This is a genomic window from Pseudomonas sp. M1, from assembly GCF_022760135.1.
Taxonomy (GTDB): Bacteria; Pseudomonadota; Gammaproteobacteria; order Pseudomonadales; family Pseudomonadaceae; genus Pseudomonas; species Pseudomonas citronellolis.
Genome location: NZ_CP094343.1, coordinates 5,555,455 through 5,582,170 on the forward strand (window position 1 = coordinate 5,555,455; position 26,716 = coordinate 5,582,170).

Annotated in this window: 24 protein-coding genes, 1 pseudogene and 1 riboswitch; of the genes and pseudogenes, 10 read left to right on the forward strand and 15 right to left on the reverse strand. The window is 66.6% G+C overall.

Features of this window, described 5'->3' with window-relative positions; all coding sequences use genetic code 11:
* Positions 1–28 precede the first annotated feature (28 nt).
* The 4 genes and pseudogenes from PM1_RS24540 (at position 29) to PM1_RS24550 (ending at position 4,975) form a co-directional block, all read left to right on the forward strand.
* The gene (locus PM1_RS24540) at positions 29–505 is read left to right on the forward strand and encodes a prepilin peptidase (RefSeq protein WP_009617994.1); all 477 of its coding nucleotides are present in this window, start codon (positions 29–31) and stop codon (positions 503–505) included.
* 121 nt (positions 506–626) lie between these two features.
* Positions 627–1,667 (forward strand): annotated as a pseudogene (locus PM1_RS31425) (HAMP domain-containing protein); the annotation flags it as partial.
* Positions 1,668–1,757: 90 nt separating this feature from the next.
* Positions 1,758–2,522 (forward strand): methyl-accepting chemotaxis protein, encoded by a 765-nt coding sequence (locus tag PM1_RS31430; RefSeq protein ID WP_404944714.1) that lies wholly within the window; start codon positions 1,758–1,760, stop codon positions 2,520–2,522.
* A 563-nt stretch (positions 2,523–3,085) separates the two neighbouring features.
* Complete coding sequence (locus PM1_RS24550; protein ID WP_009617988.1) at positions 3,086–4,975, forward strand: methyl-accepting chemotaxis protein; 1,890 nt, start codon at positions 3,086–3,088, stop codon at positions 4,973–4,975.
* A 345-nt stretch (positions 4,976–5,320) separates the two neighbouring features.
* Here the strand turns inward: PM1_RS24550 and PM1_RS24555 are convergent, their stop codons facing one another.
* The 12 genes from PM1_RS24555 to PM1_RS24610 form a co-directional block, all read right to left on the reverse strand.
* Entirely contained in the window at positions 5,321–6,796 is a 1,476-nt protein-coding gene (locus tag PM1_RS24555) for a helicase HerA-like domain-containing protein (protein ID WP_009617986.1), read from the reverse strand.
* 81 nt (positions 6,797–6,877) lie between these two features.
* On the reverse strand, positions 6,878–8,086 hold the full coding sequence (pncB, locus tag PM1_RS24560; protein WP_009617984.1) for a nicotinate phosphoribosyltransferase: 1,209 nt from the start codon (positions 8,084–8,086) through the stop codon (positions 6,878–6,880).
* Positions 8,087–8,392: 306 nt separating this feature from the next.
* Positions 8,393–8,623, reverse strand: a complete 231-nt coding sequence (locus PM1_RS24565; RefSeq protein WP_009617982.1) for a hypothetical protein — start codon at positions 8,621–8,623, stop codon at positions 8,393–8,395.
* The gene (locus PM1_RS24570; protein WP_009617981.1) at positions 8,620–9,324 is read right to left on the reverse strand and encodes a lipopolysaccharide kinase InaA family protein; all 705 of its coding nucleotides are present in this window, start codon (positions 9,322–9,324) and stop codon (positions 8,620–8,622) included. Before PM1_RS24570 ends, PM1_RS24565 begins: the two co-directional genes overlap by 4 nt.
* Positions 9,325–9,326: 2 nt before the next feature.
* Positions 9,327–9,998, reverse strand: a complete 672-nt coding sequence (locus PM1_RS24575) for a class I SAM-dependent methyltransferase (RefSeq protein WP_009617980.1) — start codon at positions 9,996–9,998, stop codon at positions 9,327–9,329.
* 79 nt (positions 9,999–10,077) lie between these two features.
* On the reverse strand, positions 10,078–11,355 hold the full coding sequence (locus PM1_RS24580) for a sensor histidine kinase (protein ID WP_009617978.1): 1,278 nt from the start codon (positions 11,353–11,355) through the stop codon (positions 10,078–10,080).
* Positions 11,345–12,028, reverse strand: coding sequence for a response regulator transcription factor (locus tag PM1_RS24585; protein WP_009617976.1), 684 nt, complete (start codon positions 12,026–12,028; stop codon positions 11,345–11,347). Before PM1_RS24585 ends, PM1_RS24580 begins: the two co-directional genes overlap by 11 nt.
* A 171-nt stretch (positions 12,029–12,199) precedes the next feature.
* Complete coding sequence (gene crcB, locus PM1_RS24590; protein WP_009617970.1) at positions 12,200–12,583, reverse strand: fluoride efflux transporter CrcB; 384 nt, start codon at positions 12,581–12,583, stop codon at positions 12,200–12,202.
* A 63-nt stretch (positions 12,584–12,646) separates the two neighbouring features.
* A riboswitch (Fluoride riboswitch) is annotated at positions 12,647–12,709 on the reverse strand.
* A gap of 289 nt (positions 12,710–12,998) precedes the next feature.
* The gene (groL, locus tag PM1_RS24595) at positions 12,999–14,639 is read right to left on the reverse strand and encodes a chaperonin GroEL (protein WP_009617969.1); all 1,641 of its coding nucleotides are present in this window, start codon (positions 14,637–14,639) and stop codon (positions 12,999–13,001) included.
* 46 nt (positions 14,640–14,685) lie between these two features.
* A complete protein-coding gene (locus PM1_RS24600) occupies positions 14,686–14,979 on the reverse strand; it encodes a co-chaperone GroES (RefSeq protein WP_009617968.1) in 294 nt (97 codons plus the stop codon).
* A gap of 192 nt (positions 14,980–15,171) precedes the next feature.
* Positions 15,172–15,639, reverse strand: coding sequence for an FxsA family protein (locus PM1_RS24605; RefSeq protein WP_009617966.1), 468 nt, complete (start codon positions 15,637–15,639; stop codon positions 15,172–15,174).
* Between the two features lie 64 nt (positions 15,640–15,703).
* Complete coding sequence (locus PM1_RS24610; protein WP_009617964.1) at positions 15,704–16,441, reverse strand: HugZ family pyridoxamine 5'-phosphate oxidase; 738 nt, start codon at positions 16,439–16,441, stop codon at positions 15,704–15,706.
* Positions 16,442–16,547: 106 nt separating this feature from the next.
* On the opposite strand from PM1_RS24610, the gene PM1_RS24615 reads away from it, so the two are divergent.
* Positions 16,548–17,306 (forward strand): SDR family oxidoreductase, encoded by a 759-nt coding sequence (locus PM1_RS24615; protein ID WP_009617962.1) that lies wholly within the window; start codon positions 16,548–16,550, stop codon positions 17,304–17,306.
* Positions 17,307–17,404: 98 nt separating this feature from the next.
* On the opposite strand, the gene PM1_RS24620 is transcribed toward PM1_RS24615, so the two are convergent.
* The gene (locus PM1_RS24620) at positions 17,405–18,409 is read right to left on the reverse strand and encodes a DUF481 domain-containing protein (protein ID WP_009617960.1); all 1,005 of its coding nucleotides are present in this window, start codon (positions 18,407–18,409) and stop codon (positions 17,405–17,407) included.
* A gap of 192 nt (positions 18,410–18,601) precedes the next feature.
* On the opposite strand from PM1_RS24620, the gene PM1_RS24625 reads away from it, so the two are divergent.
* Complete coding sequence (locus PM1_RS24625) at positions 18,602–18,982, forward strand: MGMT family protein (RefSeq protein ID WP_009617955.1); 381 nt, start codon at positions 18,602–18,604, stop codon at positions 18,980–18,982.
* A 39-nt stretch (positions 18,983–19,021) separates the two neighbouring features.
* On the forward strand, positions 19,022–20,836 hold the full coding sequence (ampG, locus tag PM1_RS24630) for an MFS transporter AmpG (RefSeq protein ID WP_009617953.1): 1,815 nt from the start codon (positions 19,022–19,024) through the stop codon (positions 20,834–20,836).
* 262 nt (positions 20,837–21,098) lie between these two features.
* On the opposite strand, the gene PM1_RS24635 is transcribed toward ampG, so the two are convergent.
* Complete coding sequence (locus PM1_RS24635) at positions 21,099–21,947, reverse strand: mechanosensitive ion channel family protein (RefSeq protein WP_009617952.1); 849 nt, start codon at positions 21,945–21,947, stop codon at positions 21,099–21,101.
* Positions 21,948–22,066: 119 nt separating this feature from the next.
* Complete coding sequence (locus PM1_RS24640; protein WP_009617950.1) at positions 22,067–22,546, reverse strand: YajQ family cyclic di-GMP-binding protein; 480 nt, start codon at positions 22,544–22,546, stop codon at positions 22,067–22,069.
* Positions 22,547–22,696: 150 nt separating this feature from the next.
* Here PM1_RS24640 and PM1_RS24645 point away from each other — a divergent pair, with 150 nt between their 5' ends.
* From PM1_RS24645 to PM1_RS24655, 3 genes are read left to right on the forward strand one after another with little or no spacing between them, the layout of a single operon-like run.
* Positions 22,697–23,662 carry a response regulator gene (locus PM1_RS24645; protein WP_009617948.1) on the forward strand — a complete coding sequence of 322 codons (966 nt, stop codon included), beginning with the start codon at positions 22,697–22,699 and terminating at the stop codon, positions 23,660–23,662.
* 36 nt (positions 23,663–23,698) lie between these two features.
* Positions 23,699–24,613 carry a putative 2-dehydropantoate 2-reductase gene (locus tag PM1_RS24650; protein ID WP_009617946.1) on the forward strand — a complete coding sequence of 305 codons (915 nt, stop codon included), beginning with the start codon at positions 23,699–23,701 and terminating at the stop codon, positions 24,611–24,613.
* A 57-nt stretch (positions 24,614–24,670) separates the two neighbouring features.
* Complete coding sequence (locus tag PM1_RS24655) at positions 24,671–26,716, forward strand: sensor histidine kinase (RefSeq protein ID WP_024128173.1); 2,046 nt, start codon at positions 24,671–24,673, stop codon at positions 26,714–26,716.

Sequence of the window (26,716 nt, forward strand, 5' to 3'; positions counted from 1 at the left end):
GGGCCTGACCTGAGCAGGACACGAGCGAATGCTGGCGACATGGATGCTGCTCGGTTGGCTGGCCGCCTGTGCCTACCAGGACCTGCGCCGCCGCAAGGTGGACAACCTGCTGACCTTCGGCGGCCTGGCCGCGGCCGCCGCCTACCTGTACCTGCACGGCCACAGCCTGACCCAGCATTCCGTGGCGGCCGCCCTTGCCGCGGCGGCCCTGGGCCTCGCGCTGAGCCTGCCCGGCTACCGGCTCGGCAAGCTGGGCGCGGCGGACGTCAAGCTGCTGGCCGCGCTGGGCCTGGCCAGCGACCCCGACACCCTGCTCTACAGCCTGGGCCTGGCCTGCCTGGCGACGCTGCTGCTGATGCTGGGCAGCAGGCTTTCGATCGACTCGAACAGGCTTCCGCAGCCCGTCGTGGCGCGGCTGAAATCCTTCGATGTCAGCCGTTCCAAGTCATTTCCCTTCGTTTTCTCGATCTTTGCCGGCTATCTGCTGCAACTGACGTTCACCTGAACGATGCCCGCGGGATCCGTCATTCTTTTCTGACGTCATTTTCCCATCACAAAGCTAAAGTCCTACAGAAAACGGCCGATACAACCTGCCCACACCGTCGTTCCCGCAGGATGCTCTACCCATGCTTCGCTCGCTGTCCTTCGCCAAGAAGATCCTTCTGGCGGCCTCCCTCGTGGTGATCTTCGCCTTCGCCTGCTTCATCTTCTTCAACGACTTCCGCCAGAGCCGCGCCATCCAGGAGGACACCGACTCCTACCTGCGCGAGATCGGCAGCCTCACCGCCAGCAACATCCAGAGCTGGCTGGAAGGCCGCATCCACCTGGTGGAGATGGAAGCCGCGCAACTGGCCGATGGCGAGCCCACCGCCGAGCGCATCCAGCACGTGCTGGAGCAGCAGGTGCTGCAGCGGAACTTCGAATCGGTGTACCTGGGCGAGGCCGCCAGCGGCGTCTTCACCATGCGCCCCTACTCGCCCATGCCCGACGGCTACGACCCGCGCCAGCGCGGCTGGTACAAGGACGCCGCGGCCGCCGGCCGGCTGATCGTCACCGAGCCGTTCCTCGACGCCGGCACCAAGGAGCAGATCCTCGCCATGTCCATGCCGGTCATGCGCAACGGCCAACTGGTCGGCGTGGCCGCCGGCGACATGAAGCTGCAGACCATCACCGCCATCCTCAACTCGCTGAAGTTCGACGGCGACGGCTATGCCTTCCTGGTCAGCGACGCCGGCAAGATCCTCCTGCACCCGGACGACGCGAAGGTGTTCAAGAACCTCGCCGAGGTCTACCCGCACGGCGCGCCGCAGGTCCGCCCCGGCGTGCAGGAAGTGGAAGTCGACGGCCATACGCAACTGGTCTCCATGACCCGCGTCGAGGGCCTGCCGGGGGTGTCCTGGTACGTCGCCCTGGTGCTGGACAAGAGCGCCGCCTACGCCATGCTCAGCGACTTCCGCACCTCGGCGGTGATCGCCACCCTGGTCGCCATCGTCGCGATCATCTTCCTGCTGGGCATGCTGATCCGCGTGCTGATGCAGCCGCTCACCGACATGGGCCGCGCCATGCAGGACATCGCCCAGGGCGAGGGCGACCTGACCAAGCGCCTGAAGGTCGACAGCCGCGACGAGTTCGGCCTGCTGGCCGAGGCCTTCAACCGCTTCGTCGCGCGCATCCACGAGTCCATCCGCGAAGTGGCCGGCACCGCGCGCCAGCTGCATGACGTGTCGCAGCTGGTGGTCAATGCCTCCAACTCGTCCATGGCCAACTCCGACGAGCAGGCCACCCGCACCAACAGCGTGGCAGCGGCGATCAACGAACTGGGCGCCGCCGCCCAGGAAATCGCCCGCAACGCCGCCGATGCCTCGCACCACGCCAGCGACGCCAGCCACCAGGCCGGCGACGGCCGTCAAGTAGTGGAGCAGACCATCGCCGCGATGAACCAGCTGTCGGAGAAGATCAGCTACGCCAGCACCCATATCGAGGCGCTGAACAGCCGCACGGTGAACATCGGGCAGATCCTCGAAGTGATCAAGGGCATCTCCGAGCAGACCAACCTGCTGGCGCTCAACGCCGCCATCGAAGCCGCCCGCGCCGGCGAGGCGGGCCGCGGCTTCGCCGTGGTGGCCGACGAGGTGCGCAACCTGGCGCACCGCGCCCAGGAATCTGCGCAGCAGATTCAGGGCATGATCGAGGAACTGCAGGTCGGCGCCCGCGAGGCGGTCAACACCATGGGCGAAAGCCAGCGCTACAGCCTGGAAAGCGTGGAGATCGCCAACCGCGCCGGCCAGCGCCTGGCCAGCGTGACCGGACGGATCAGCGAGATCGACGCGATGAACCAGTCGGTGGCCACCGCCACCGAAGAGCAGACCGCGGTGGTCGATTCGCTGAACATGGACATCACCGAGATCAACACCCTCAACCAGGAAGGCGTGGAAAACCTCCAGGCCACCCTGCGCGCCTGCGCCGACCTGGAGGCCCAGGCCGGGCGCCTGCGGCACCTGGTGGACAGTTTCCGCATCTGATCCGCCATCCATGAACAAGGCGCCTGCGGGCGCCTTTTTCATGTTCGCAAGATGCCATCTGTAGGAGCGGGCCCTGCCCGCGAATCGCGCGCAGGGCGCGCTCCTACAAGGGTGCGAGGCATGGGCACCCGTAGGGCGTATAACCGTTCGCGGTTATACGCCGATACACCTCATCCACAGGCCACCTCCTGGCCGAGCCCGGAATGCGCGGAAACAGAGGTTCGGGCTCGACCATGCAAGGGCCTGGAACCAAGGCCAAGCGGCGTATAACGCGGAGCGTTATACGCCCTACGCACGTCTCTGCCTTTCACCCTCCGACCGCTACCGTTCGTCCGCCTCGCTAAAGCTTCCTACAGAAAATGCCGACTTCTTGTCTGAAAGCCGCATCAGCCGGCGCTTCAGCCCCGGGCAAGGGCTTCCCGGCACAGGAGTGCCACCGGCCGCACGTCACCCGCGGGCGGCCCCACCGCCGCCCCACCCGGCGCGCGGTCTGTAGTCCGGGGGCTCGGAACCATCGCCGAGGCCCCCAAATCACTGGCCCCATCCCTGGATGCAAAAACAAGATGATGAAGAACCTGAAGTTCAGCCACAAAATACTGCTGGCCGCTTCTCTGGTGGTTTTCGCCGCATTCGCGCTCTTCACCCTGTACAACGACTCCCTGCAGCGCAACGCCATCCGCGCGGACCTGGAGTCCTACCTGCAGGAAATGGGTGAAGTCACCGCCAGCAACATCCAGAACTGGCTCAGCGGGCGCATCCTACTGGTGGAACACACCGCCCAGAGCATCGGCCGCGACAGCGCGCCGGCCAGCCTCGGCGGCCTGCTGGAGCAGAAGGCGCTGACCTCGACCTTCAGCTTCACCTACCTCGGCCAGGCCGACGGCACCTTCACCATGCGCCCGGACGACAAGATGCCCGACGGCTACGACCCGCGCACCCGCCCCTGGTACAAGGACGCCCTGGCCGCCGGCGGCACCACCCTGACCGAACCCTACGTCGATGCCGCCACCGGCCAGTTGATCATCACCATCGCCACGCCGGCCCAAGCCGCCGGCAAGACCGTGGGCGTGGTCGGCGGCGACCTCAACCTGCAGGCCATCGTGCAGATCATCAACTCGCTGGACTTCAGCGGCATGGGCTACGCCTTCCTGGTCAGCGGCGACGGCAAGGTGCTGGTCGCCCCGGACAAGCAGCAGGTGATGAAGAACCTCAGCGAAATCTACCCACAGAACACCCCGCGGATCGGCAGCGGCTTCAGCGAGAGCGAGCTCAACGGCTCTACCCGCATCCTCGCCTTCGCCCCGGTCAAGGGCCTGCCTTCGGTGAACTGGTACATCGGCCTGTCCATCGACAAGGACAAGGCCTACGCCATGCTCAGCACCTTCCGCACCTCGGCGGTGATAGCCGCGCTGGTCGCCATAGTCGCGATCCTTCTGCTGCTGGGCATGCTGATCCGCGTGCTGATGCAGCCCCTCACCGCCATGGGCCGCGCCATGCAGGACATCGCCCAGGGCGAAGGCGACCTGACCAAGCGCCTGGCGGTGCACAGCCGCGACGAGTTCGGCGCCCTGGCCGAAGCCTTCAACCGCTTCGTCGAGCGCATCCACGAGTCCATTCGCGAAGTCGCCGGCACCGCGCGCCAGCTGCATGACGTCTCGCAACTGGTGGTCAACGCCTCCAACTCGTCCATGGCCAACTCCGACGAGCAGGCCAACCGCACCAACAGCGTGGCCGCGGCGATCAACGAGCTGGGCGCCGCCGCCCAGGAAATCGCCCGCAACGCCGCCGATGCCTCGCACCACGCCAGCGACGCCAGCCACCAGGCCGGCGACGGCCGTCAAGTAGTGGAGCAGACCATCGCCGCGATGAACCAGCTGTCGGAGAAGATCAGCTACGCCAGCACCCACATCGAGTCGCTGAACAGCCGCACGGTGAACATCGGGCAGATTCTCGAAGTGATCAAGGGCATCTCCGAGCAGACCAACCTGCTGGCGCTCAACGCCGCCATCGAAGCCGCCCGCGCCGGCGAGGCGGGCCGCGGCTTCGCCGTGGTGGCCGACGAGGTGCGCAACCTGGCGCACCGCGCCCAGGAGGCCGCGCAGCAGATCCAGGGCATGATCGAGGAACTGCAGGTGGGCGCCCGCGAGGCGGTCACCACCATGGGCGAAAGCCAGCGCTACAGCCTGGAGAGCGTGGAGATCGCCAACCGCGCCGGCCAGCGCCTGGCCAGCGTGACCGGGCGCATCAGCGAGATCGATGCGATGAACCAGTCGGTAGCCACCGCCACCGAGGAACAGACCGCGGTGGTCGACTCGCTGAACATGGACATCACCGAGATCAACACCCTCAACCAGGAGGGCGTGGAGAACCTCAAGGCCACCCTGCGCGCCTGCGCCGACCTGGAGACCCAGGCCGGGCGGCTGCGGCAGTTGGTGGACAGCTTCCGTATCTGAACCGCCATCCATGAACAAGGCGCCTGCGGGCGCCTTGTTCATGTTCGCAAGAGGCCACCTGCAGGAGCGGGCCCTGCCCGCGAATCGCGCGCAGGACGCGCTCCTACAGGGGTGCGGGGCATGGGCACCCGTAGGGCGAATAACCGTTCGCGGTTATACGCCGATACACCGATCTCATGCCCGGCCCATCGCGGACGGAGTCCGCTCCTACGGTTCCAGGAAGCACGGCTTTTCGTAGGATGGCGTTGAGCGAAGCGATACCCATCACCGCAACCGCATGGGTTTCGCAAGCTCAACCCATCCTACGAAGAGCATCGCGGCGCCGGCTGTAAGCGATATGCCCACCTACCGCCGCTTGCCGCCCAGCAGCGAGCCCATCAGCCCGCGCACCAGTTCGCGGCCGATCTGGTTGGCGGCCTGGCGCACCACGGTCTTCATGGTCTGGCTGGCCAGGTTGCCGAGGATTTCCCCGGCCATGCTGCCCAGGCTGCTGCCAACGTCGGCCTTGGTTTCGCTGGGCGCCATCTTCTCGTCGGTGCGGCCGGTCAGGCGCTCGTAGGCCGATTCGCGGTCGATCGGCTTGTCGTAGCGCCCGGCCAACGGCGAAGTGCGGATGATCTGCGCGCGCTCGGCGTCGGTCAGCGGGCCGATGCGCGACTGCGGCGGGGCGATGGCCACGCGCTGGACCATGGCCGGGGTGCCCTTCTCTTCCAGGGTGCCCACCAGCGCTTCGCCGATGCCCAGTTCGGTGAGCACCTTCAGGGTGTCGAACGCCGGGTTCGGGCGGAAGCCGTCGGCCACCGCGCGCAGGGATTTCTGCTCCTTCGCGGTGAAGGCGCGCAGGCCGTGCTGAATGCGCAGGCCGAGCTGGGCCAGGACGTCGTCCGGCAGGTCGCTGGGCGACTGGGTGACGAAGTACACGCCCACGCCCTTGGAGCGGATCAGCCGCACCACCTGCTCCAGGCGGTCGTGCAGGGCTTTGGGCGTGCCGTTGAACAGCAGGTGCGCCTCGTCGAAGAACAGCGCCAACACCGGCTTGTCGGCATCGCCGCGCTCGGGCAGTTGCTCGAACAGTTCCGACAGCAGCCAGAGCAGGAAGGTGGCGTAGACCTTGGGCGCCTCGTGCACCAGCTTGCTGGCGTCGAGCAGGTGGATGCGCCCGCGGCCGTCGGAATCCGGGCGCAGGATGTCTTCCAGTTGCAACGCCGGCTCGCCGAAGAAGGCCTCGGCGCCCTGCTGCTCGAGGGTCGCCAGGCGCCGCAGCAGCGCCTGGGACGAGGCGCCGGTGAACAGCGCGCGGTCGTCGCCGAGCACTTCCGGGTGGTCCTTGAGGTAATTGAGCAGCGCCTTGAGGTCCTTCAGGTCGAGCAGCAGCAGGCCCTGCTGGTCGGCCACCTTGAAGGCGGCGAAGAGCGCGGCCTGCTGGCTGTCGGTCAGCTCCAGCAGGTTGCCCAGCAACAGCGGGCCCATCTCGCTGAGGGTGGTGCGCAGCGGGTGGCCGCAGTGGCCGGCGACGTCCCACAGGCTCACCGGGTAGGCCTGGGCCTGGTAGTTCAGCCAGGGCATCGAGGCGATGCGCTCGGCCACCTTGCCCTGCGGGTTGCCCGCCGCGCCCAGGCCGCAGAGGTCGCCCTTGATGTCGGCGGCGAACACCGCGATGCCGGCATCGCTGAAGCTCTCGGCCAGGTGCTGCAGGGTCACCGTCTTGCCGGTGCCGGTGGCGCCGGCGATCAGGCCGTGGCGGTTGGCCAGCTTCCACGGCTGGCTGACGGCCTGGCCATCGGGACCGGCGCCGATGATGAGTTGGTTGCTTGCTGACATCCTTGCTCCCCTGGTGAACGGAAGGTCACCCGGCAAGACTGGCGCTTCGCGCGCCCGAGCGCAACGGCGCCGCAGCGCTTTTCAGCCGCGGGCCTCGTCGACGCGGAAGACGTGCTTGAGGTAGCGGCCGAAATTCTCGTCGTTGCATTGCATCTTGCCCGGGGTATCGGAGATTTTCGCCACCGGCTGGCCATTGCAGGCGGTCATTTTCAGCACGATGTTCATCGGCTCGACGCCGGGGATGTCGCAGGTGAAATGGGTGCCGATGCCGAAGCTGACGTCGATGCGCCCGCGCAGCGAGCGGTAGATGTGCAGCGCCCGCGGCAGGTCGAGGCCGTCGGAGAACACCAGGGTCTTGCTGCGCGGGTCGATGCCGAGGCTCTCGTAGTGGGTGATGGCCTTCTCCGCCCAGACCAGCGGGTCGCCGGAGTCGTGGCGCAGGCCGTCGAAGAGCTTGGCGAAGTACAGGTCGAAGTCGCGCAGGAAGGCGTCCATGGTGATCACGTCGGTCAGGGCGATGCCCAGCTGGCCGCGGTACTCGCGGACCCAGGCGTCCAGCGCGGCGGCCTGGCTGTCGATCAGCCGCGGGCCGAGCTGCTGGTGCGCCATCAGCCATTCGTGGGCCATGGTGCCCAGCGGCTTGAGGTCGAGCTTGCGCGCCAGGTGCACGTTGCTGGTGCCGACGAAGCGCCCGGGGAAGCTCGCCTTCAGCTCGCGCACCACGCATTCCTGCACGGCATAGGAGAAGCGCCGACGGGTGCCGAAGTCGGCCATCTTGAAGCCGGCCAACTCTTCGGCGCTGGCCTCGCGGCGCAGCCAGTCGAGCTTGTCGCGCAGGCGCTCGCGCACCAGGTCGAGGGTCACCTGTGGATAACGCTGCAGGTTGCGCGCCTCGCTGATGCTGGCCAGCACCGGCACCTCGAAGAGGATCACGTGCAGCCAGGGGCCTTTCAGGCGCAGGAAGAACTCATCGTTCTCGATGCCGGTCTGCACGTAGCGCATGTTGAAGCGGAACAGGCCGAGGAAGCGGATGAAGTCCGGCTTGAAGAAGGGAATGCGTTCGAGGAAGGCCAGTTGCTCGCTGCTGAAGCTCAACCCGGCCAGCGCCTCGATGCGCTCGCGGATGCGCGCCAGGTAGGGGCGCAGGTCCTCGCGATTGCGGCAACGGAACTCCCACTCCACCTCGACGTTGGGGTAGTTGTGCAACACCGCCTGCATCATGCTCAACTTGTAGAAGTCGGTATCCAGCAGGTTCTGCACGCCGAAGGGGGTGAATGCGGACTCAGCCATGCTCGCCTCTCGCTTGTCGTCAGCTTGCAGTCTAACGGGATGTGTTCGGCAGGCGCAGAAAATCCGTAGCCCTCCGGCAAACACAAGACCCGTAGGATGGCGTTGAGCGGAGCGATACCCATCCGTTGAGGCGCGCCTTGGCGCAGCCGGCAAGACAGTTGCTCCTACGAGTTCAGGGAGGCACGGGCGGACTTTGTCCGCGATTGGATTCACCGGCCACGCCGGGCCGCGGCGCATCATGAAAAATGCCGTTTCCCCCATAGGGAGAAACGGCATTCTTTTCTTCACCGCCGAGGCGGACCCTGCTCAACGTGGCGCGCTGACACCACCCTGCGACATGCCAAAGAGGAACAGCAGCAGATCGTGGTCCGGCCGCGCCGCCTGTTTGGCCTGCACGTTCGCCGGCACACGGCAGCTGGCCTGCTCGCCATGGGAGCCGATCACCTCGGGACCCGGCTCATGCCAGGCAGCCGCCGCCAGCGTTGCCACGCCCAGGGCGCCAACGAGGAGCAAACTTCGTGTGATTTCTAGTTTCATGCCTGCAACCCTTTGATGGCGCTGCCAAACGCCGCCTCGTAACCATAGACAAAGGCTTGCCATTGCGCTTCCGTCCACGACGAACGGCGCTTCACCTGGCGCAGGTCGTGGCGGGCCGCGCGGCGGGCGCTGAAGCGCTGGCGGGCTTTTTCCAGGTCGATCAGGGCAACGTCGATCTGCTCGCCCTCGACCTTGACGAAGACATGCTTGAGGTACAGGCAGCCATGCTGCCAGCGGCCCAGGTTGAGCCTGGCGAGGGTCTTGCCGTACTGCTGCAGAATGCGCTGGTGCACGGCCTCGCCCCAGCGCTCGTGGTCGCCGCGGGCGTAGCAGTCTTCCAGGCTCGAATAGCCGTCCAGCGACTCGGTGACCAGCAGCGCCTGCCATTCGCCGTCCACCTTACGGCAGCCGGCGTAGACCAGGGTCGGCACCTTGACGCCCAAGCTCGCGGCGGCCTGCAGCGCATCGCGCTCGCGGATGGCGGTCGGGTAGCCGAAGGGGTGCAGCAGGTCGCGGTAGATATGCCCGACCTGCTGCTTGCGATAGAGCAGGCGGCCATCGTCGGTCAGCACGCGCTGGACCCCGCTTTCGCCGCCCCGCCGCCGATTCGGCTCCTCTACCCATTTGCCGGGAATCTGCAACCAGCGATCGATGGCATCTTCACCGGAAATTCGCTGCAGAGCGGCCAAATCAGCGCCCATCATTACTCCTTACGCAGAATGTAGACCCGCCACATGTGCACCAGCGGGACGAAATCGATATGGTCCTGCACCGAGAAACCGGCCTGGCGGAACTCCTCCTCGATGCTGCGGGCAGGAATCACGAAGCGGTTCTGGTACGCGTGCTTCTTGCGCCCTTCCTCGGCGCGACGACGTTTCCAGGCCTTGAAGTTGCCGTCGACCCACAGCGAGAGGATCACGCTGTCGCGGGTCACGCGGTGGAACTCGCGCAGCATGGTCATGCGGTCGCTCGGCTCACCGATGTGGTGCATCAGGCGCATGCTGAAGATGCTGTCGACGGCGTTGTCCGGCAGATCGATGGCGAACGCCGAAGTCTGCAAAGGTCGCACGCGTTTGACAACCTCCTCCGGCTGGCCGGCGCAGGCCACGGCGATCATGTCGGCGGAATTGTCCGCGCCGATGATCACCCGGTTGTCCTTCTCGGCCAGCATCGGCCAGAAGCGCCCGGCGCCGCACGGCAGGTCCAGCACCAGGTTCGGCTGGCCGGCCAGCTTGAGTGCCTGGCGGGCGATCTGGACATCGCGCCAATGGGAAAGTTTCCGGGACAGCCCACTGCGATGCTTGCGCAGGTAGCGCTCGGCATGCTGACGGTCGTACTTCTGGGAAAACTCAAGCTCGACGGGCTTGTCGCTCATGATGGGGTTCCTGCTCATTTTTTATACGAAACTAAGGGTGATTCTGTATCCATGCGGTCATGCGCATGTGAAAAATTCGTCAAGGCTCGCCCACCAGGCGAACCTCGAAACGGCATCCGTGCGGCTGCGCCGGCGTGAGGCCGACTTCCCAGCCTTCCGCCGCGCAGATCCGCTTCACCAGCGAAAGGCCCAGGCCAAGGCCCTCGCCGCGCTGTTGCGGGCCGCGGACGAAGGGCTGGAACATGCGTTCGCGCTGCTCCTCGGGGATGCCCTGGCCGCTGTCCTCGACGACGAAACCGCTGTCGGTCAATTGCAAGCGGATATGTCCGGCGTCCGTGTAGTGCATGGCGTTGCGCAACAGATTGCTCATCACCGAGCGCAGGAAAGCCGCGTTGTATTCCTCCGGCGGCACGCCCTGCACCTCGTAGATCAGTTGCAGCCCCTTGGCCTCGATGGGCCCGCGCCATTGCCCGGCCAGGTCGTCGGCGATGCGCTGCAGGCCGGCCCGCGGGGCGATGTCCAGTTCCTTGGTGCGCGAGCGCGCCAGCATCAGGAAGGTCTGCACCAGGTCGCGCATTTCCTCGCTGGCGCTGGCGATCCGCGCCAGCTGGGTGCGCGCCTTCGGGCTCAGGCCCGGTTCCTCGGCAAGCAGCTCGCTGCTGGTGGCGATCACCATCAGCGGCGTGCGCAGTTCGTGGCTGACGTCGCTGGTGAACAGCTTCTCGCGGGTCAGCACCTGGTGCAGTTGGCCGATCGCATAGTCGAAGGCCTCGGCCAGTTCGCCGACCTCGTCGTGGGCGTAGTCCGGCGCCAACGGCGGCGCCAGGTCCAGCAACTGGTCGCGGTGGCGCACCTGGCGCGCCAGGCGCACCACCGGCTCCATCACCTTGCGCGAGAGCAGCCAGCCGAGCAGGCCGGCCAGCGCCAGGCTGAGCACGTAGCCGGTCACCACGGCGGCGTACAGCACCTGCTCGCGCGCCTCGAAATCGCTCTGGTCCTGCAGCAGCACGTAGCGGCGGCCGTCGGTGTCGCGCACCAGCGCATGGAACGACAGCTCGCCGTCGAACACTTCGTGAAAGCCCGACTCCAGGCGCCGCAGCGCCGGCGGCATGGCGTAGATGCCGACGCCGTCGCTGACGAAGAAGCGCATGCCGGGGTCCAGCCGCGGGCCCCTGCCGCTGTGCAGGTCCTCGTTGATGATGCGGTCCAGTTCGCCGCCCAGGTCACGGGAGATCAGGCGTTCCTCGACCACGTGCACCACGCCGACGATGCTCAGGGAAAACAGGCCGCCGACCAGCGCGGTCATGAACACGAAGGCAAAGACGATCCGGCGGGAAAGGCTCTGCCTATACTCCATTCGTTTCCTCCGCCAGGCGGTAGCCGACACCGTGGACGGTGTGCAGCAACGGCAGGGCGAAAGGCTTGTCGATCACCTGGCGCAGTTGGTGCACGTGGCTGCGCAGGCTGTCGCTGTCCGGGCAGTCGTCGCCCCAGACGGCTTCCTCGAGCACGTCGCGGCGCACCACGTGGGGGCTCTTCTGCATCAGCACGGCCAGCAGCTTGAGGCCGATGGGGTTGAGCTTGAGCGCCTTGCCGGCGCGGTTCACTTCCAGGGTGTCGAGGTTGTAGCTCAGGTCCGCCACCTGCAGCTCGCGGCGGCCGCCGCCCTGGGTCCGGCGCAGCACCGCCTCGATGCGCGCGGCCAGCTCCGACAGGGCGAAGGGCTTGAGCAGGTAGTCGTCGGCGCCGGAGCGGAAGCCTTGCAGGCGGTCATCCAGTTGGTCGCGGGCGGTCAGCATGATCACCGGGGTGTCGCGCCGCGCGTCTTCGCGCAGGCGCCGGCACAGGGTGAAACCGTCCAGGCCGGGCAGCATCACGTCCAGGACGATCAGGTCGTAGTGCGCGGTGGCCGCCAGGTGCAGGCCAGACAGGCCGTCCTGCGCGCAATCCACCGTGTAACCCTTGAGCCCCAGGTAATCCGCCATGTTGGCCAGGATGTCCCGATTGTCTTCCACCAACAGAATCCGCATGTTCCTCTCCGCTTTGCAGGGCACCCTAGACTAGCTCGCTTAATTGGAACTTAAGCGTCTTTGACGTTTTTTTCACAAAGCGCCAGGCCGCGCCAGCCGGGGCGTGAAGGGGATCGCGGGAGAGGTGTCGCGAAGAGTCGCGGGGGCGAACTCGCAGCGCCCCGCGGCGGTTCATCTGCCCATCAGCCAGTTGCCGGTGAACAGGCCGAGCAGGGTCATCGCCAGGGAGCCGCCGACGTGCACGGCGACCGCGCCCATGGCCCAGGCCAGGCGGCCTTCCTGCAGCAGGGTGACGACCTCGGCGGAGAAGGTCGAGAAGGTGGTCAGGCCGCCGCAGAAACCGGTGATGATCAGCAGCCGCCACTCCGGGGCGATGCCCTGGGCGCTGGCGAAGTAGGCGACGGCGACGCCGATGATGTAGCCGCCGATCAGGTTGGCGGCCAGGGTGCCGGGAGGAACGTTGGGCATCAGGCTGTTCAGCTTGAGGCCGAGGTACCAGCGCAGCAACGCGCCGATGGCGGCGCCGAGGGCGATGGCGAGAACGGGTTTCCACATGATCCTGTCCTTGAGGGGCTTTCGGACAGGCCGCAGGCGAACGCCTACGCGCCTGGTCCAGGTGAATGCGTAGGCATCATCAGCCACGGGGGCGGTTGAAGGAGGTATGCCATCTCCTGCGCGGCACATCTTGGCACAAAGGGCCGGAAACGAAAAAGCCCCGCCGAAGCGGGGCTTTTTCTCAGCCTGGGGCCGGGTGACTAAGAACCTATCTACGATCTGCTGCGCGTCGGCATAACTGCGTTAAAAACAGACGAGTGATGCTCATTTAGCGGACTAAACTCGAACGCGAGCCCGGTGCTTCCCTCGCCTGTTTTGACTCGCTGCGCTCGCCCTTCGGGCCAGCCTTCGGCTGTTACTCCCGTTGGTCGTTGCGCCTTGTTCTGCTCTAGCTCGCGAGATCGTAAACAGGCTCTTACATCATGCCGCCCATGCCACCCATGCCGCCCATGTCCGGCATGGCCGGAGCGGCCTTGTCGTCCACCACTTCGGCAACCATGGCCTCGGTGGTGATCATCAGGCCGCCGATGGAGGCAGCGGCCTGCAGGGCCGAACGGGTGACCTTGGCCGGGTCCAGGATGCCCATCTCGATCATGTCGCCGTAGACACCGGTAGCGGCGTTGAAGCCGAAGTTGCCGGAGCCTTGCTTGACCTTGTCGACCACCACGCTCGGCTCGTCACCGGCGTTGGCGACGATCTGGCGCAGCGGGGATTCGACGGCGCGGCGCAGCAGGGCGATGCCGACGTTCTGGTCTTCGTTGTCGCCCTTCAGGCCTTCGATGGCCTGCAGTGCGCGCACCAGGGCCACGCCACCGCCGGGGACCACGCCCTCTTCCACCGCAGCGCGGGTAGCGTGCAGGGCGTCTTCGACGCGGGCTTTCTTCTCTTTCATCTCGACTTCGGTGGCAGCGCCAACCTTGATCACGGCAACACCGCCGGCCAGCTTGGCCAGGCGCTCTTGCAGCTTCTCGCGGTCGTAGTCCGAGGAGGTCTCTTCGACCTGCTTGCGGATCTGGGCGACGCGGGCCTCGATGTCGGCCTGGGCGCCGGCGCCGTCGATGATGGTGGTGTTTTCCTTGTTGATGGTCACGCGCTTGGCGTTACCCAGGTGCTCCAGGGTGGCGCCTTCCAGGCTCAGACCGACTTCTTCGGAGATGACGGTACCGCCGGTCAGGACGGCGATGTCCTGCAGCATGGCCTTGCGGCGATCGCCGAAGCCCGGGGCCTTGACGGCGGCGACCTTGACGATGCCGCGCATGTTGTTGACCACCAGGGTGGCCAGGGCTTCGCCCTCGACATCCTCGGCGACGATCAGCAGCGGACGGCCGGCCTTGGCGACGGCTTCCAGCACCGGCAGCATTTCGCGGATGTTGGAGATCTTCTTGTCGACCAGCAGCAGCAGCGGGTTTTCCAGCTCGGCCACCATGGTGTCCGGCTTGTTGATGAAGTAGGGCGACAGGTAGCCGCGGTCGAACTGCATGCCTTCGACGACGGACAGTTCGTTTTCCAGGCCCGAGCCTTCTTCTACGGTGATGACGCCTTCTTTACCGACCTTGTCCATGGCTTCGGCGATGATCTGGCCGATGGATTCGTCGGAGTTGGCGGAGATGGTGCCAACCTGGGCGATGGCCTTGGAGTCGGCGCAGGGCTTGGCCAGGTCCTTCAGCTGGGCGACGATGGCGATGGTGGCCTTGTCGATGCCGCGCTTCAGGTCCATCGGGTTCATGCCGGCGGCAACGGCCTTCAGGCCTTCGTTGACGATGGCCTGGGCCAGGACGGTGGCGGTGGTGGTGCCGTCACCGGCGGCGTCGTTGGCCTTGGAGGCAACGTCTTTCACCAGTTGGGCGCCCATGTTCTCGAACTTGTCCTTCAGTTCGATTTCCTTGGCAACGGACACGCCATCCTTGGTGATGGTCGGTGCGCCGAAGGACTTGTCCAGCACGACGTTACGGCCTTTCGGGCCGAGGGTGGCCTTGACGGCATCGGCCAGGACGTTCACGCCGACCAGCATTTTCTTGCGAGCGGAATCGCCGAATTTGACTTCTTTAGCAGCCATGTTCTGTTTCCTCTAAATCGAATTCAGTGGGGTTGGGGCGGACTGATCAGTCTTCCAGGACGGCGAGGATCTCGGACTCGCCCATCACCAGCAGTTCTTCGCCGTCGACCTTGATGGCGTTGCTGCCCGAGTAGGGGCCGAATACCACCTTGTCACCCACTTTCACTGCCAGAGCGCGAACTTCGCCGTTGTCCAGCACGCGGCCGGCACCGACGGCGACGACTTCGCCACGGTTCGGCTTCTCGGCGGCGGAACCCGGCAGCACGATGCCGCCTGCGGTCTTGGTTTCTTCCTCGCTGCGACGGATGACGACGCGATCATGCAGAGGACGAAGCTTCATAGTCGTAACTCTCCCAAACAGTGGTTTACAACGGCCGGATCAGTGTCCGGCAGGTTTTGTTGAAGCCGGCTTCGCCGGTTTGCGGCCCGACGGGCGAGCCGCGTAAGACAGCCTGTCCGAATGACAGGGACCTTGCGGTGCCTGCTACATGAGGTCGTCGTGGGGCATTTCAAGGCCGTGAAGAAAAAATTTTCAGCGCAGGCGATCGTTGTCGCGGCGTTCGAACTCGCCCTCGATCACGTTCGGCCCATGCGGGCCGCGGGATTGCGCCGACGGGTCGCCGGCGAAGGCGCGGCGCCGCTCTTCCTGCTCGCGCATGCGTCGGCGCAGGCCGCCCAGCAGCAGGCTGCGGGTGAACGGCAGCAGGCAGAGCAGGCCGATGACGTCGCTGATGAAGCCCGGCAGCATCAGCAGGGCGCCGCCGACGGCGATCAACAGGCCCTCGAGCATTTCCTGCTCGGGCAGCTCGCCGCGGGCCAGGCGCTCGCGGGCGCGCCACAGGGTGGCCAGGCCGGCCACGCGCAGCAGCGCCGCGCCAAGGAAGGCACTGGCGATGAGCAGCAGCAGGGTCCAGCCCACGCCGATGACGCTGCCGACCTTGATCAGCACGGCCAGTTCGATCAGCGGGAAGAGCAGCAGGAAGAACAGGGTAACTCGCATTTCAGGGGTCCTTGGCGGGGCGTCGGCCCGGATATTCAGTAGTTGGCGCCGACACCCGCCTATTTCAAGCCTGGATCACCTCGGTACCCGGCCAGGCCTGCGCCCGCGCCAGTTGCACCAGCGCCTGGCGAACCTCGCCGGGGTTGGCGCAGGGCGCCGGGAACGGCAGCCAGTGGAGGATGGAGCCGACGCGCAGATGGAAACCTTCCGTATCGATTCCCACCAGTTCCGGGGCCTCGCCCACCGGCAGGCCGGCCAGCTCCAGGTAATGCGCGATGGCGTTGGCGTGGTCCTGGTTCATGTGCCCGACCATGCCCCGCTCCACCTCGCCGACGAAGGGGTTGGCCAGCGGCACGCTGTCGGCGCCCAGCCAGTGGATGTCGCCGAAGCCGCCGATGAAGCGCCACTGCACCGGCTGCAGCGCCCAGAAGTCGAAGTCGTGGGCCGTGTGGTAGTCGCGCGAGCCGGGGAAGAAGCGGTAGTAGCGCTCCGCCGCGGCCTCGATCTCCTCGACGTCCTCCAGTTGCCGGGCCTCGGCCAGCAGGGTCAGGCGGCCGGCGGCCTGGATGTCGTCGGCGCCGCGCTCGCCGACCAGCAGCGAGCACTTGGCATCGGCCTGCAGGTTGTGGGTGTGCTGGGCGATCCGGCTGATCAGGATCAGCGGCCGGCCGGCGCCGTCCAGGCAGTATGGAACCACCGAGCCGAAGGGGTAGCCCGGCCACTTCTTCGACTGGGTGGAAAGCACTGCCCGGTATTCCTTGAGCAGCAATTCTCGGGCATTCTTGGCAGCTTTCACGCTCACCTTATGACTCCTCGCTAAGAATCCGTCGCAAACGGACGGGCACAGAAAATTCGTTCACCGTTGCCGGCGAGGCCAATCACTCGACATTGCCGTGGGGATTCCAACCATGCAATTGCAAGACAAGGTCATCATCATCACCGGCGGCGGCCAGGGCCTGGGCCGCGCCATGGGCGAGTTCCTCGCCGCCAAGGGAGCGAAACTGGCGCTGGTCGACCTGAACCAGGAGAAACTGGACGAGGCCGTCGCCGCCTGCAAGGCCGCCGGCGGCGACGCCCGCGCCTACCTGTGCAACGTGGCCAACGAGGAACAGGTTAGCCACATGGTGGCCCAGGTGGCCAGCGACTTCGGCGCCATCAACGGCCTGGTGAACAACGCCGGCATCCTGCGCGACGGCCTGACCATCAAGGTCAAGGACGGCCAGCTGAGCAAGATGAGCCTGGCCCAGTGGCAGGCGGTGATCGACGTCAACCTGACCGGCGTGTTCCTCTGCACCCGCGAAGTGGCGGCGAAGATGATCGAGCTGGACAACCAGGGCGCGATCGTCAACATCTCCAGCATCTCCCGCGCCGGCAACATGGGCCAGGCCAACTACTCCGCGGCCAAGGCCGGCGTCGCCGCCGACACCGTGGTCTGGGCCAAGGAACTGGCGCGCTACGGCATCCGAGTGGCCGGCGTGGCGCCGGGCTTCATCGAGACCGACATGGTCGCCAGCATGAAGCCCGAGGCCCTGGAGAAGATGACCAGCGGCATCCCGCTCAAGCGCCTGGGCCGCCCGGACGAAATCGCCCACTCGGTGGCCTACATCCTCGAGAACGACTACTACACCGGCCGCGTGCTGGAGCTGGATGGCGGGTTGAGATTGTAAAGCCCTAAGCCCTAAGCCCGAAGCTGGAAGCTGGAAGCTGGAAGCTGGAAGCGCCCTCCCGCCTCCAGCTTCTAGCTTCTAGCCTCCAGCTAATTTACTTACCACCCCACCCCGATCCCCAGCGTATAGCGCCGCTGGTTCACCCCGCCGTCCTCGGCGCTCAGGCGGTCCCATTCGCCCTTCAGGCTCAGCGCCGCCCAGGAGGTCAGCTTGTAGCGGACGCCCGCCTCGCTCTCCACCTCGTAGTCCACCTTCGACGACAGCGGCTTGCCCACCTCGCCGTTGGTGAAGATCTCGAACTGCTTGGCGAACAGGTAGCGGTTGTAGTCCCACTTCACGCTCGCCGAATAGAAGTGGTCCTTCTCGCCATCGACGAAGTCGTAGTCGTTGCGGTTGACCAGGGTGGCCAGGGAGAAGGCGCCCAGTTCGTTGTCCCAGAACTGGTAGCCGGGGCCGGTACCGACGGTGCGCTTCTTCTCCAGGTCCTCGACCCAGTCGCGCTTGTATTCCACCTTGCCCTGCCAGAACCAGTGCTCGTCCAGGAAGCGGTCCAGGGCGTATTCGGCGGAATAGTTGTTGACGCTGACCGAGTCGTCCTTCTTCTCGCGGTTGTACTCGCCCTGCAGGTTGTGCCGCCACATGCCGTGGCGGGCGTTGGTCTTGAAGTCGACGTCGTAGTCCTCGACGTCGTTCTCGGCCATGGTGTGGTCGACGGAGAAGTCCACCTGGCCCTTCCATACCCAGTCCTGCAGCAGCGGGCGCGGCGGCACTATCTGCTCGATGCTCGCCAGCGGTATCGTCTCCTCGGCGCCGTTGACCAGGGTGACCTTGCCCGGCTCGGCGGCCTTCAGGCCCTTGGAGTGCTCGCCGGTGGCGTCTTCGTCGTGCTTGACCAGCAGGTTCTGCTCGGTCTGCAGGGTGGCGATCTTGTCGCCGGTCAGGGTGACCTCGCCGGCATAGTCGGTGGCCAGCACCAGGCGGCCCCCGTCGTAGAGCTTGATCTTGCCGGTCAGCCGGTCACCGTTCTTCAACCAGACGGTATCGGCCAGGGAAGTCAGGGGAGCGGCGGCGACGGCAAGGCACAGCAGGGTTCTCGACAGCATGAGCGGCATTCAATTCGGATGGCTGGAAAAAAAGCCGGGCATTATCCGCATACCCGACACCAGAGCAACGACTGACCGGGGCCCATGCAGGGAGTTCAACTGGATGGATGAAGGGTACCTCCTGCATCATTGCCCCGACGGTGCCCGGCGATATGCTGTCGACCTGGCCCGCAGCCATCGGAAAGCCGCCCCATGCCTTCGAGAAAACCGCCCGCCCCCGCCCCTGAAAATGTCGCCGACCTCGGCCTGGAAAGCCTGCAGGTGCGCCGCGAAGCCATCTACCTGGCGCTGTCCCAGGTGCCCGAAGGCTACGTGGTGAGCTACGGCGAGCTGGCCCGCATGGCCGGCCTGGGCCGCGCCGCGCGCCTGGTGGGCCGCGTGCTCAGCCAGTTGCCGGAGGGCTCGCGCCTGCCCTGGCACCGGGTGATCGCCGCTGGCGGGCGCATCAGCCTGCCGCTGGGCAGCCCGGGCGGCGACGAACAACGGGCACGATTGCGCGCCGAGGGAGTCCGAATCCACAACGATCGGGTGGACATACGTCGGCATGGCTGGCTTCACGCCGGGCTCTGCTAGTAGAGTTCGCGATAATTTTTTGCGTGCTGGAAACCTTTCATGAAGAAGCACTCCTGGCGAGAGGCACTGGTTGCCTACAAGTCTCCCGCCAGTCTCGCGCTGTTGCTGCTCGGCTTCGCCGCCGGGCTGCCGACGATGCTGGTCTTCACCACCCTCTCGGTGTGGCTGCGGGAAGCCGGCGTGGCGCGGGAAACCATCGGCTTCGCCAGTTGGCTGGGGCTGGTCTACGCGTTCAAGTGGGTGTGGTCGCCGATGCTCGACCAGTGGCGCCTGCCCGTCGTCGGCCGGCTCGGCCGGCGCCGCTCGTGGCTGGTGTTCTCCCAGGCGCTGATCGCCATCGGCCTGCTCGGCATGGCCCTGTGCAACCCGCAGAGCCACCTGCCGTGGCTGATCGGCCTGGCCCTGGTGGTGGCCTTCGCCTCGGCCACCCAGGACATCGCCATCGACGCCTACCGCCTGGAGATCGCCGAGAACACCCGCCAGGCCGCCCTGGCCGCCTGCTACATGACCGGCTACCGCGGCGCCGTGCTGCTGGCCAGCGCCGGCGCGCTGTTCCTCGCCGAATGGCTGGGTTCCAGCAGCCTGCACTACAGCCAGGCGGCCTGGGGCCTGACCTATGCGCTGTTCGCCCTGCTGATCCTCCCCGGGCTGGTCACCAGCCTGCTGATCCGCGAGCCCGAGGTGAACGTCCAGCCGCAGGCGGTGGGCAACTCCGCCTACGCCTTCAACCACCAGCTGCTCTCGGTGCTGCAGCTGCTGGTGCTGCTGATCTCGGTGCCGGCCATGCTCACCGCGCTGACCAACCAGGCCTGGCCGCGGGCGGCGCTCTACGCCCTGTTCATCGTCCTCTGCCTGAGCCCGCGCGGGCGCAAGCAGATCCGCCCGGTGCGCGAGCTGCTCTCGCGGGTGCGCCGGCCGCTGCTGATCGCCGCCCACGGCAAGGGCGTGCCGCAGTTCGACTTCGTCCACCAGGCGGTGTCGGTGATAGTGCTGATCATCCTGCTGGTGACCGGCACCGCCATGACCAACTCCGCGGGCGCCGGCAAGTGGTGGCTGGCGAGCCTCTACCTGCTGATCGCCCTGAGCTGCCTCTCGGCCCCCGGCCGCCTGCTGATGGCGCCGGTGCTAACACCGATCACCGAGTTCATCCGCCGCTACCGCTGGCAGGCGCTGCTGCTGCTCGGGCTGATCTCCACCTACCGGCTTTCCGACACCGTGATGGGGGTGATGGCCGGGGTGTTCTACATCGACATGGGCTTCTCCAAGGAAGTGATCGCCACCGTCAGCAAGCTGTTCGGGGTGATCATGACCCTGGTCGGCGCGGCGGCCGGCGGCCTGCTCATCGCCCGCTTCAGCATCCTGCCGATCCTGCTCCTCGCCGGCGCCGCCTCGGCCGGCACCAACCTGCTGTTCGCCATGCTCGCGCACATGGGGCCGATCACCGACCCGAGCGTGATCAGCGAAGACGTCTTCACCCTGCTGCGCGAATTCGAGCCCCACGTCAGCATGTTCGTGCTGACCATCATGCTCGACAACTTCAGCGGCGGCCTGGCCGCCTCGGCCTTCGTCGCCTACCTGTCGAGCCTGACCAACCTGAAGTTCTCCGCCACCCAGTACGCCATGCTCAGCTCCACCATGCTGCTGCTGCCGCGCTTCATCGGCGGCTACTCGGGCAAGATGGTCGAGCACATGGGCTACGAGCACTTCTTCTTCGTCACCGCCGTGCTCGGCATCCCCACCCTGCTGCTGATCGGCTGGCTATGGATGCGCCGCGACAAGGGCATGCCCGACGGCGTACCGAGCGAGCCGGAAGAGCCGGCGGCCACGCGGCACAGCGCCGAGCGCAGCGGCTGAGCTGCCTTGGGCGGGCCCTGCCCGCGATTCGCGCGCAGGGCGCGCTCCTACAGGGGAATCTGCACCGAGGCGCCTTCGTAGGATGGGTTGAGCCTGCGAAACCCATGCGGTCGTGGCGATGGGTATCGCTTCGCTCCACCCATCCTACGCCAGAATTCTCCCTCGACCTGTAGGAGCGGGCCCTGCCCGCGATTGCGCCGGCAAGGCCGGCGCAGAAACGAAAAGGCCGGCATATCGCCGGCCTTATTCCATGGGCTCGCCCTCACTCGGCGAAGGCTTCTTCCTCGGAGCCCCTGACCACCCGCACCACCCGGCTCGGCAGGGCCAGGTCGATGCCCCGGTCGCGCAGGCACAGGCGCACCTGCTCGTTGAGCATGAAGGTCACCGCGCCGAAGTCGGCGTTGGCGGTCCACAGGCGCAGCGACAGGGTCACCGAGTTCTCGCCCAGGGCCGAGACCACCACCACCGGCGCCGGGTTCTTGAGCACGCGCGGGTCCTGGGCCAGTTCCAGGAGGATGCCGCGGGCCGCGTCCAGGTCGGCGTCGAAGGCCAGCTTGATGTCGAAGATCACCTGGCGCGTGGCCTGGCTCGAGACGTTGGTGATGATGCCGTTGGACAGCGCGCCGTTGGGCATGATGACCGTGCGGTTGTCGCCGGTGCGCAGCACGGTGTGGAAGATCTGGATGCTGTCCACGGTGCCGGAGACGCCCTGCGCCTCGATGGCATCGCCGACCTTGAACGGGCGGAACAGCAGGATCAGCACGCCGCCGGCGAAGTTCGACAGGCTGCCCTGCAGGGCCAGGCCGATGGCCAGGCCGGCGGCGCCGATGGCGGCGACGAAGCTGGTGGTCTGGATGCCGATCATCGAGGCCACGCTGACCACCAGGAGGATCTTCAGCGCCACGTTCACCAGGCTGCCGATGAAGCCCTGGAGAGTCTTGTCCACCCGCTGGCTGGCCATCAGCCCGCCCACCCGGCGGGTCAGCAGGTTGATCAGCCACCAGCCGATCAGCAGGGTGATCAGCGCCAGCACGGCGTTGCCCAGGTAAGTCAGCACCACCGGCATCCAGGCCTCTGCGCTCCGTACTAGCTGGTCGTAATTCATGTCCATGGAATGGGGCCCCCTTGGTTTTCGATTCTTAGAAATACGAACGCCATGGCGAACCATGGCGATCGGTATTCGCCGAGCGGCGCTCTATTTGCGACGCCGCCCGGACGACGAGGTTCCGCTCAATCGCGGAAGTTGTTGAACTGCACCGGCATGCCCAGGGACTCGCCGCGCAGCATGGCGATCACTTCCTGCAGGTCGTCGCGCTTCTTGCCGGTGACGCGCACCTGCTCGCCCTGGATGGCGGCCTGGACCTTCATCTTGCGGTCCTTGATCAGGCCGACGATCTTCTTCGCCAGGTCCTTGTCGATGCCCTCGCGGAAGTTCACTTCCTGCTTGACCACCTTGCCCGAGGGGTAGGCGTCCTTGAGCTCCATGCACTGGATGTCGATCTTGCGCTTGATCAGGTTGCTGCGCAGGATGTCGAGCATCTGCTCCAGCATGAAATCGGCCTCGGCGGTCAAGGTAACCGACTTGTCCTTGGGCTCGAAGCTGCACTTGCCCTTGAGGTCGAAGCGGCGCTCGAGCTCCTTGCCGGCGTTGTCCAGGGCGTTGGTCAGTTCGTGCTTGTCCAGTTCGGACACCACGTCGAACGAAGGCATGTCATCTCTCCAGATGGACGGCGCGATCCGGTTCACACTCGGGCACGCGCCTGGCTTGACGGTAAAAATGCGCGCTCATTATAACTGAGCCACAAGCACGCGCCCGGCCCAGAACCGGCGAATCCCCGCCTCCTCCGAGTCCCCTGCCCCATGCCAACCAACCATCTGAGCATCCTGGTGGTCGACGACGCGAAATTCTCCAGCGCCATGATCGGCCGGGCGCTGAGCCAGGCCGGCTACCAGAACGTGCGCTTCGCCAGTAGCGCCAGCGAGGCCCTGCAACTGCTGGAACGGGAACCGGTGAGCGTGCTCCTGGCCGACTGGCTGATGCCGGAGATGGACGGCCTGGAGCTCACCGCGCGGGTACGCCAACTGGACGAAAGCGGCGACCACTACACCTACATCATGCTGCTCACCGGCAAGGAGGGCGACAACGCCCTGGCCGAGGCCTTCGACCGCGGCGTGGACGACTTCGTCAGCAAGACGGCGATGAGCGAGCAACTGGTGCCGCGGGTGCTGGCCGCCGACCGCCTGTGCAACACCCTGCAGCGCCTGCTGGTGGAGAACCGCCTGCTCACCGAGAACATCAACCGCCTGGAAGAGCGCAACCTGGTGGACGCCGCCACCGGCCTGGGCAACCTGCGCTACCTGCGGCAGAAGCTCGCCGACAGCATCCGCCAGGTGGAATCCCGCGGCGGCGCGGTGTGCTACCTGCTGATCGGCATTCCCGCCCTGCTGGAGCAGGACGGCCAGCACTTCCCCGGCTTCCACCAGGAGCTGCTGCACGGCATCGGCCGGCGCCTGCAGCAACTGGTGCGGCCGCTGGACGTGCTGACACGCATCGACGAACAGCACTTCGGCCTCATCACCCTGATCGACGACCTCCAGGAATGCTCGCCGAGCAGCTTCCGCCGCCTGCACGAAGGGCTCAACCTCAAGGCCTTCAAGACCAGCCGCGGTTTCGTCAGCCTGAAGGCCGGCATCGGCCTGGTGGGGCTGGACGCCAAGTCCCTGCCGCTGCAGGCCGAAGAGGTGATGGAACAGGCCCGCCAGTTGCTGCCCGACGCCTATGCCAGCGGGCGAATCAACGCCAGCCGGCTGCCCGGGGTGCGCTAGACTTCGCTGTACGCCCATCGACACGCGAAGCCCACCATGAACTGGACCATTCTCGGCGCCGGCAGCCTCGGCAGCCTCTGGGCCGCCCGCCTGGCCCGCGCCGGCCTGCCCGTGCAATTGCTGCTGCGTGACCGCCAGCGCCTGGCGGCCTACCGCGCCCGCGGCGGCCTCACCCTCTGCGAGGACGGCCGCGAGAGCCTCTACCCGATCCCCGCGGAAACCGCCGGGCACCTGAACGCGCCCATCCAGCGCCTGCTCCTGGCCAGCAAGGCCTACGACGCCGAGGAAGCCGCCGCCAGCGTGGCCGCGCACCTGGCGCCCGGCGCCGAGATCATCCTCCTGCAGAACGGCCTGGGCAGCCAGCAGGCGGTGGCCGCGCACCTGCCGCGGGCGCGCTGCCTGTACGCCTCCAGCACCGAAGGGGCGTTCCGCGACGGCGATTTCCGCGTGGTCTTCGCCGGCCGCGGGCAGACCTGGCTCGGCGACGAGCGCGGCGGCCCTGCGCCGGCCTGGCAGGACGACTTGGCCCGCGCCGAAATCCCCGTGCAGTGGAGCGGCGACATCCTCGAACGGCTGTGGCGCAAGCTGGCGCTGAACTGCGCGATCAACCCGCTGAGCGTGCTGCACCACTGCCGCAACGGCGAACTGGCCGGCCATGCCGAGGAAGTCGCCGGCCTGTGCGACGAACTCGGCCAACTGCTCCACGCCTGCGGCTACGACACGGCAGCGCGGGAGCTGCAGGGCGAAGTGGAACGGGTGATCGCCGCCACCGCGGCCAACTATTCCTCCATGTACCAGGACGTGGCCAACGGGCGGCGCACCGAAATCGCCTACCTGCTCGGCCATGCCTGCGCCGAGGGCCAGCGCCGCCACCTGGCGCTGCCCGGGCTGAACGCCCTGCACCGGCGCCTGCGCGACGCGCTGCGCCAACGCGGATTGCCCGAGGCCTGAACGGCGGGCTAACCTGCCCGCCACGCTTTCGATCGCCGAGCCCCTATGCTGTCCTTCATCAACCTGCGCCAGCGCCTGGAAAACCTGCCGGTCGGCCAGAAGATTCTCGCCGCCCTGCTGGTGCTGCTGGCCACTGTTTTGCTGGCGGCCAACCTGGCGTTCATCAGCGCGGCCTACTGGATCTCCCAGGACAGCGTGGCGCCCCAGGCCCTGCAGACCATCGGCCGGCTGATCGCCAACCCGGCGCTCAGCTACCCGGCGCTGAGTTCCCCGGAGCAGGCCGACACCCTGCTGCACCAGCTCGACGACTACCAGCCGCTGCGCGCCGCCGCGCTCTACGACGCCAACGGCACGCGCATCGCCCAGTCGCCGCGGGAAGGCTCGCTGCCCAGGCACCTGGAGGACCTGGAGCGCTGGCGCGCCCACGAATACCGCCTCAACGCCCTGTTCGAACTGCCGCAGCCCGGCGGGCGCAACGGCTACCTGCTGCTGGTGGCCAGCAGCGAGCTGCCCGGCGCCTTCTACACCGGCACGCTGACCGCCAGCCTGGCGATCCTGGCCGTGAGCGTGCTGCTGTGGATGCTCATCGCCCGGCAGATCCGCCGCCTGATCACCCGGCCGATCCGCAGCCTGGAAGAGCTGTCGCGCCAGGTCACCCGCGAGGAGAACTACTCGCTGCGCGCCGAACGCGGCAATGCCGACGAGATCGGCCGCCTGTCCGACGCCTTCAACACCATGCTCACCCGCATCGAGGCCCGCGAGCAGCAGCTCAAGCGCGCCCGCGACGACGCCCAGGACGCCATGGCCCAGGCCCAGGACCTGGCCGAGGAAACCCGCCGCTCCAACCGCAAGCTGGAGCTGGAAGTGCAGGTGCGCAGCAAGATCGAGAAGAAGCTCACCGGCTTCCAGCACTACCTCAACAGCATCATCGACTCCATGCCCTCGGCGCTGATCGCGGTGGACGAGCAGCTCTACGTCACCCAATGGAACCAGGAGGCCAGCCGGCTTTCCGGCACCAGCCTGGACGACGCGGTGAACCAGCCGGTGTTCCTCGCCTTCCCCTCGCTCAAGCCCTTCCTGCTGCAACTGACCCGCGCCGCCGAGCAGCACAAGGTGGAGCGCGTGGAGCGCGTCACCTGGGCATTGATCGACTCGCCACGGCACTACGCCCTGACCTTCTATCCGCTGATGGGCGGCACCGGCCGTGGCGCGGTGATCCGCATCGACGACATCACCGAGCGCCTGGGCATGGAAGAGTTGATGGTGCAGTCGGAGAAGATGCTCTCGGTGGGCGGCCTGGCCGCCGGCATGGCCCATGAGATCAACAACCCGCTGGGGGCCATCCTGCACAACGTGCAGAACATTCGCCGGCGGCTGTCGCCGGAACTGCCGAAGAACCTGGAAGTGGCGGCCGAGGTGGGCGTCGCCCTGGACGACCTCAACCACTACCTGGAGGCGCGGGAGATTCCCAAGCTGATGGACGGCATCCAGTACGCCGGCTCGCGCGCCGCCAAGATCGTCACCCACATGCTCGCCTTCAGCCGCCGCAGCCACCGGCAGATGGCGCCCTGCGAACTGCCCTCGCTGATCGAGCAGGCGGTGGAGATCGCCGGCAACGACTTCGACCTGGCCGGCGGCTTCGACTTCAAGTCGCTGGAGATCGTCCACGAGTTCGACCCGCGCCTGGGCCCGGTGCCGGTCATCGCCAACGAATTCGAGCAGGTGCTGCTCAACCTGCTGAAGAACGCCGCCCAGGCCATCCACCTGCGTGACGACGAAGAGGAAGGCGAGCACGGCCGCATCGTCCTGCGCACCCGGCTCAACCCGCCGTGGGCGGAAGTGCAGGTGGAAGACAATGGCTGCGGCATGCCGGAAACGGTGCGCAAGCGCATCTTCGAGCCCTTCTTCACCACCAAGGAAGTGGGCCAGGGCACCGGCCTGGGCCTGTCGGTGTCGTATTTCATCATCACCAACAACCACAAGGGGCAGATGGAAGTACAATCGGAACTCGGCCAGGGCACCTGCTTCACCCTGCGCCTGCCGCTGGGCGACGAGCCCGTGGCGCCGGTGGCGCTACCGCCCCCGCAGAACAAGGAGCTCTGA

Bases quoted from the DNA above. Each gene is read 5' to 3' on its own strand.
- PM1_RS24625 (WP_009617955.1), top strand. From the start codon at position 18,602: ATGCCTTCGAGAAAACCGCCCGCCCCCGCCCCTGAAAATGTCGCCGAC.
- PM1_RS24650 (WP_009617946.1), top strand. From the start codon at position 23,699: ATGAACTGGACCATTCTCGGCGCCGGCAGCCTCGGCAGCCTCTGGGCC.
- groL (WP_009617969.1), bottom strand. From the start codon at position 14,639: ATGGCTGCTAAAGAAGTCAAATTCGGCGATTCCGCTCGCAAGAAAATG.
- PM1_RS24540 (WP_009617994.1), top strand. From the start codon at position 29: ATGCTGGCGACATGGATGCTGCTCGGTTGGCTGGCCGCCTGTGCCTAC.
- PM1_RS24575 (WP_009617980.1), bottom strand. From the start codon at position 9,998: ATGAGCGACAAGCCCGTCGAGCTTGAGTTTTCCCAGAAGTACGACCGT.
- PM1_RS24640 (WP_009617950.1), bottom strand. From the start codon at position 22,546: ATGCCTTCGTTCGACGTGGTGTCCGAACTGGACAAGCACGAACTGACC.
- PM1_RS24555 (WP_009617986.1), bottom strand. From the start codon at position 6,796: ATGTCAGCAAGCAACCAACTCATCATCGGCGCCGGTCCCGATGGCCAG.
- PM1_RS24645 (WP_009617948.1), top strand. From the start codon at position 22,697: ATGCCAACCAACCATCTGAGCATCCTGGTGGTCGACGACGCGAAATTC.
- pncB (WP_009617984.1), bottom strand. From the start codon at position 8,086: ATGGCTGAGTCCGCATTCACCCCCTTCGGCGTGCAGAACCTGCTGGAT.
- ampG (WP_009617953.1), top strand. From the start codon at position 19,022: ATGAAGAAGCACTCCTGGCGAGAGGCACTGGTTGCCTACAAGTCTCCC.
- PM1_RS31430 (WP_404944714.1), top strand. From the start codon at position 1,758: ATGGCCAACTCCGACGAGCAGGCCACCCGCACCAACAGCGTGGCAGCG.
- PM1_RS24585 (WP_009617976.1), bottom strand. From the start codon at position 12,028: ATGCGGATTCTGTTGGTGGAAGACAATCGGGACATCCTGGCCAACATG.
- crcB (WP_009617970.1), bottom strand. From the start codon at position 12,583: ATGTGGAAACCCGTTCTCGCCATCGCCCTCGGCGCCGCCATCGGCGCG.
- PM1_RS24570 (WP_009617981.1), bottom strand. From the start codon at position 9,324: ATGGGCGCTGATTTGGCCGCTCTGCAGCGAATTTCCGGTGAAGATGCC.
- PM1_RS24620 (WP_009617960.1), bottom strand. From the start codon at position 18,409: ATGCTGTCGAGAACCCTGCTGTGCCTTGCCGTCGCCGCCGCTCCCCTG.
- PM1_RS24600 (WP_009617968.1), bottom strand. From the start codon at position 14,979: ATGAAGCTTCGTCCTCTGCATGATCGCGTCGTCATCCGTCGCAGCGAG.
- PM1_RS24635 (WP_009617952.1), bottom strand. From the start codon at position 21,947: ATGGACATGAATTACGACCAGCTAGTACGGAGCGCAGAGGCCTGGATG.
- PM1_RS24615 (WP_009617962.1), top strand. From the start codon at position 16,548: ATGCAATTGCAAGACAAGGTCATCATCATCACCGGCGGCGGCCAGGGC.
- PM1_RS24565 (WP_009617982.1), bottom strand. From the start codon at position 8,623: ATGAAACTAGAAATCACACGAAGTTTGCTCCTCGTTGGCGCCCTGGGC.
- PM1_RS24550 (WP_009617988.1), top strand. From the start codon at position 3,086: ATGATGAAGAACCTGAAGTTCAGCCACAAAATACTGCTGGCCGCTTCT.
- PM1_RS24580 (WP_009617978.1), bottom strand. From the start codon at position 11,355: ATGGAGTATAGGCAGAGCCTTTCCCGCCGGATCGTCTTTGCCTTCGTG.
- PM1_RS24605 (WP_009617966.1), bottom strand. From the start codon at position 15,639: ATGCGAGTTACCCTGTTCTTCCTGCTGCTCTTCCCGCTGATCGAACTG.